This is a genomic window from Halalkalicoccus subterraneus, from assembly GCF_003697815.1.
GTDB classification, from domain to species: Archaea; Halobacteriota; Halobacteria; order Halobacteriales; family Halalkalicoccaceae; genus Halalkalicoccus; species Halalkalicoccus subterraneus.
In genome coordinates this window covers 1-4,427 of the sequence record NZ_RDQG01000092.1, presented here as the reverse complement: position 1 = coordinate 4,427, position 4,427 = coordinate 1, and the positions used below count along the sequence as shown (strand labels likewise).

The following is a 4,427-nucleotide window of genomic DNA, read 5'->3' as shown; positions in this document are numbered from 1 at the left end:
TCCTCGTCGAAGCCGTTCTCGACGAGCCGGTCGCGCATCCCGCCGGTCTCGACACAGAGGACGAAATCCGCGTCGTGATCGAGGAACTCGATCGTGTCGGGGTTGTTCGGAATCTGATAGCCTCCCTCACCGACGTCCTCCTGGCAGTGGATCACCCGCTCGCCCCGCCGGGTCTGCTCGCGCAGTTCGAGCGGGCCCATCAGCGTCGCGCCCGACTCCTCGGGGCGCATGTGGAAGTCCTCGCGGGTCACCTCGGAGACGATCTCGAGATCCTCGACCAGCTGGTTGGACTCGTCCTGGCTTTGGAACTGAGCCTCCTCGTTGTCCCAGCTCTCCGAGAGGTAGTAGAGTTCACGCAGCGTCGAGGAGCGGTCCTCGCCCAGTTGATCGGCGAGGAAGTCGATCGTGTAGATCGCCTTCAGGAGCTTGCGCGCCCCCCGAACCGAGTTCGCCGAGCGGGTGCTCGTCCGGTCGCCGTAGACCCATACTCGCGAGTCCTCGTCGTACTCGATGTTACTCTTCGTTCGGGTCGGAAGCGTCATCTCGGGGATGTCGCCCTCGGCGAACTGGTCGTAGAACTCCGCTGCGAGTTCGATCAGCTGTTCGCGCGCGTCGTGTGGTGTGTCCGTACTCATCTCTCAACTGTTAGTTTCGCCGTCTCGACCCCGCTCACGTCAAGGTCGAAGGTCACGTCCTCGTCCACGCGGTACTCCAAGGTCGCCGTCTCACCGGCCGGAACCGTCGGCGACCACTTGACGAACCACTCGCCGTCCATCTCTATCACCGTTCCCTCCGAGAGGTCGCTCGGCTCCGCCGAGACGATATCCGTAAGCTCGATGTCCTCCGACGTCCCCGAGTGGTTCTCGACGAGTAGCCTCACCGAACCGTCCTTGACGGCGCGCGAGACCTGCACGTTGTTCATGATCCGGGCGAGCGCCGCGTCGATGTTCGGCGACTCCCTCTCCGTTACTTCCGCGACCTTCTCGGCCATCTCGGGCAGGATCGTCGCGAGTACGTCCTGTTTCTTCCGGCGTTTGGCGATCGAACGCTGTTTGTTCAGGTAGGACTTGAGCTCGCGGGCCGCCTCGCGGATCGCGAGTTCGATCTCGTCCTCGATCGCGGGGACGTTCGCGATGGCGTCCTTCGACTCGCTGGTGAAGGGGACGTTCGTCGAGGCGACGTGGACCATCACCACGGCGGGGCCGTTCGGAAGCCCGCTGTCGCCGGGCTGGTCCAGCCCGTAGTTGCGCCAGCCGATCGACTTCACGACGTCGGTGGTCGCACACGCCCCGCGCTGATAGACCAGGGGCACGCGGTTCGCGAATCGCATCACGTCGATGCTTCCTTCGGCGGGGATCTCGCCGCCGTAGGCGATACCCGCCTCGACGATGAACGGATCGCCGCCATGGACCTCGGCGTCCCGGGTCGCGGCGGCGTAGAACTCGGCATCGAACTCCTTTTTCAGTCCTGCCTCGACCAGTTCGGCGGTGATCGGCGCGAGGCAGTCCGTCGGCGGGGCGATGATGTCGGTCTCGCGCATCGCCTCGACGAGCTCGCGGGCGGTGTTGCGGTCGTTCGCCACCTCGCGAGCCAGCGGCACGTCGTCCAGAACCGTTCGCATGACCGACCAGAACTCCTCGACGATGTTCTCGCGGGCGGTCTCGCCGACCGCGACGTCGTCACGCTCCTGGGTCATGTCCGCGGCACGATCGACGTACTCCGTAAGGGTCGATCGGGGCAGGCGGTTGCGGTCGTCGTCGAACTTCGTGGCGATCCGCCCGGCGAGGGCTTCGACCGTCGCCTCGTCCTTGCGGGTACTCGTTGCGCCATCGACCAACCGATAGCACTCGGCGTCCCTGTCCTCGATGATCGCGATCCACGCCGCCTCGACGGCCTTCTCGCGGACGGTCGCGCCGAACGTGCCGTGTTCGGCGGCGATCCCGTCGGCGACCTCGGCGACGATCCCGGCGAGTTCGTGGTGGGCGAGGCGGTCGCGCTCGCTCACTCGTTTCGCGATGCCGCTCGCGAACGCCTCGACCGCGTCGGCAGCCTTGTTCGCGGTCGCCTCGCGTACCGCGCGCTCGACTACTGTCAAATCCTCGGGCGGCTTCCAGGCCATCTCGCGGCCGAAGTGGCGGTCCCGGAAGTTGTCGAGCACCTTCCCGGCGGTCTTCTTCCCGACGCGGGTGAACTCCTCCTGGAGGAAGCCCGACAGCGAGTGCGAATCGGTCGCTCCGAGCATCTTGATGACCGTCCCCAGCTCGACGCCGTGAGGATGGGGGCGGATCTCCTCGGTTTCTGCGGGCAGTTGGTCGGTCGCGCGCTCTGATTTGAACGAATCGTTCGGCTCGTGGAGCTCGATCCGGGCGTGGGGGTTGACGACGGCGGTGTGTTTGATGTAGTCCCGCAGCTGGCCGCGCGCGCGCATGTTCGCCTCCATCTCCAGTTCGATGCGCGTGCCGTGTGGGCGATCCCACGAGGTAGTCTTCTCGGTGCTGATCTCGGGTTCGTTGGTGTCAGTGTCGATGATCAGCTCGAAGTACTGTGCTTCCGCGGAGCCCTGGGTTCGGGAGGTGATCTTCGCGGGCTTCCCGCTGGTGAGCTGGCTGTAGAGCACCGCCGCCGAAATGCCGATCCCCTGCTGGCCGCGGGACTGCTCGCGGGCGTGAAACCGAGAGCCATACAGCAGCTTCCCGAAGACCTTGGGGATCTGCTCTTTGGTGATCCCCGGCCCGTTGTCCTCGACGACGAGGCGATAATAGTTGCCGACCTCCTCGATGCCGACGTAGATATCGGGGAGGATGCCCGCCTCCTCGGTGGCGTCCAGCGCGTTGTCGACGGCCTCCTTGACGGCGGTGACCAGCCCTCGGGCCCCGCTGTCGAACCCGAGCATGTGCTTGTTCTTCTCGAAGAACTCGGCGATGGAGATCTCCCGCTGGTTGGCAGCGAGCTCGTCGGCGATCCCCTGCTCGTCGCCGAGCGTCGACTGGAGCGACGTCATTCGTACCCGTCTCTATCGCCGCGGTACGTAAAACGCGTGCGGTAGCTCGGTGAAAGTGGAAGTGGGGGGATTCAGACGGCCAGGGCAGTGTCGACGAACAGCATGATCGCGAAACCGACGAGGAAGGTCAGGGTGGCCTCGTCGGCGTATCCATGGCCGTGGCTCTGGGGGATCATCTCCCGGAAGATCACGGCGATCATCGTCCCGGCGGCAAAGCCCGCCGCGACCGGGAACAACTGGGTGACGACGGCGACGAGCGCGAAACCCGCGAGGGCGGCGACCGGTTCGGGAACCCCGCCCGAAAGCGTCGTATAGAGGATCGTCTTCGCGTCCGAGAGGCCGGTCCTGCTGGCCGGTATCGCCATCGCGAACCCGTCGGGGACGTTCTGGATGGCGATCGCGATCGCCAGCGCGACCCCCACCCCTTCGAGCCCGCTGCCGAAGGCGATCCCGATCGCTAAGCCCTCGGGGACGTTGTGGAGCGTGATCGAACCGCCGACGAGCAACGCTCTGCGGGTCGTGTCGGCGTCCTCCGGCTCGATCTCGGCGTCGGGTTCGCCCGTCTTCCGGCCGTTGATCAGGAGGTGAACGTGCGGAATGGCCCGATTCGCGACGAGTAGGAAGGGACCGCCCAACAGGATGCCGACGAGGACCTCCGCAAGCGAGCCGATCTCCATACCGGGGAGGATCAGCGCGAACACCGCCGCCCCGAACATGATCCCGGCGGCCAGCCCGAGCGCGGCATCGTAGACGCGATGGGAGACGCTCTCGGTGACGAGGATCGGCAGCGCACCGATCCCCGTCGCACAGCCGGCCAGAAGCGAGACGAGAAGGACAGTCAGTACCGGTTCCATGTCCCTCCCCATGCGCGAGGCGAGCAAAAACCTCGTGTGTCCCCCCGCTCGGGCAGTCACCATGTCGAGCCGGACGATACCGGACGGATCGGCGATTCGAACCGAACCGCCGCCGGACCTGACAGATTTTCGACTTTCACGCGCGGGCGCGCGTACGGGAACACTAATTACTGTCGAGAACGAAGCGCTAAACAGATTTTATGTCCGAGCAGAGTGAGTACGGAGCCGGGCAGATTCAGGTGCTCGAAGGGCTCGAAGCCGTTCGCACCCGTCCGGCGATGTATATCGGGTCTACCGATTCTAGAGGGCTGCATCACCTCGTGTACGAGGTCGTCGACAACGCGATCGACGAGGCGCTCGCGGGGTACTGTGATACGATCGGCGTGACGATCCACGAAGACGGCTCGGTGAGCGTCTCCGACGACGGCCGGGGGATCCCGGTCGATACGCACGCCGAGTACGACCGACCCGCCGTCGAGGTGATCATGACCGTGCTTCACGCCGGCGGGAAGTTCGACTCCAAGTCCTACCAGGTCTCAGGGGGCCTCCACGGCGTCGGCGTAAGCGTGGTC

General features: G+C 65.4%; 3 protein-coding genes and 1 pseudogene. 1 reads left to right on the top strand and 3 read right to left on the bottom strand.

Translation table 11 applies throughout. The annotated features are described in order from the left end of the window. The 3 genes and pseudogenes from EAO80_RS18835 to EAO80_RS18825 form a co-directional block, all read right to left on the bottom strand. Nucleotides 1–635 (bottom strand): annotated as a pseudogene (locus tag EAO80_RS18835) (DNA topoisomerase IV subunit A); the annotation flags it as partial. Then, a complete protein-coding gene (locus EAO80_RS18830) occupies nucleotides 632–3,001 on the bottom strand; it encodes a DNA topoisomerase VI subunit B (RefSeq protein ID WP_122091359.1) in 2,370 nt (789 codons plus the stop codon). The pseudogene EAO80_RS18835 and the gene EAO80_RS18830, both read right to left, overlap by 4 nt. A 71-nt stretch (nucleotides 3,002–3,072) precedes the next feature. After that, nucleotides 3,073–3,855 carry a ZIP family metal transporter gene (locus EAO80_RS18825; RefSeq protein ID WP_122091358.1) on the bottom strand — a complete coding sequence of 261 codons (783 nt, stop codon included), beginning with the start codon at nucleotides 3,853–3,855 and terminating at the stop codon, nucleotides 3,073–3,075. 200 nt (nucleotides 3,856–4,055) lie between these two features. Between EAO80_RS18825 and EAO80_RS18820 the strand changes: the two genes are divergently transcribed. After that, nucleotides 4,056–4,427: ATP-binding protein (locus tag EAO80_RS18820; RefSeq protein ID WP_245998738.1), on the top strand; the 372-nt coding region annotated here is incomplete at its 3' end.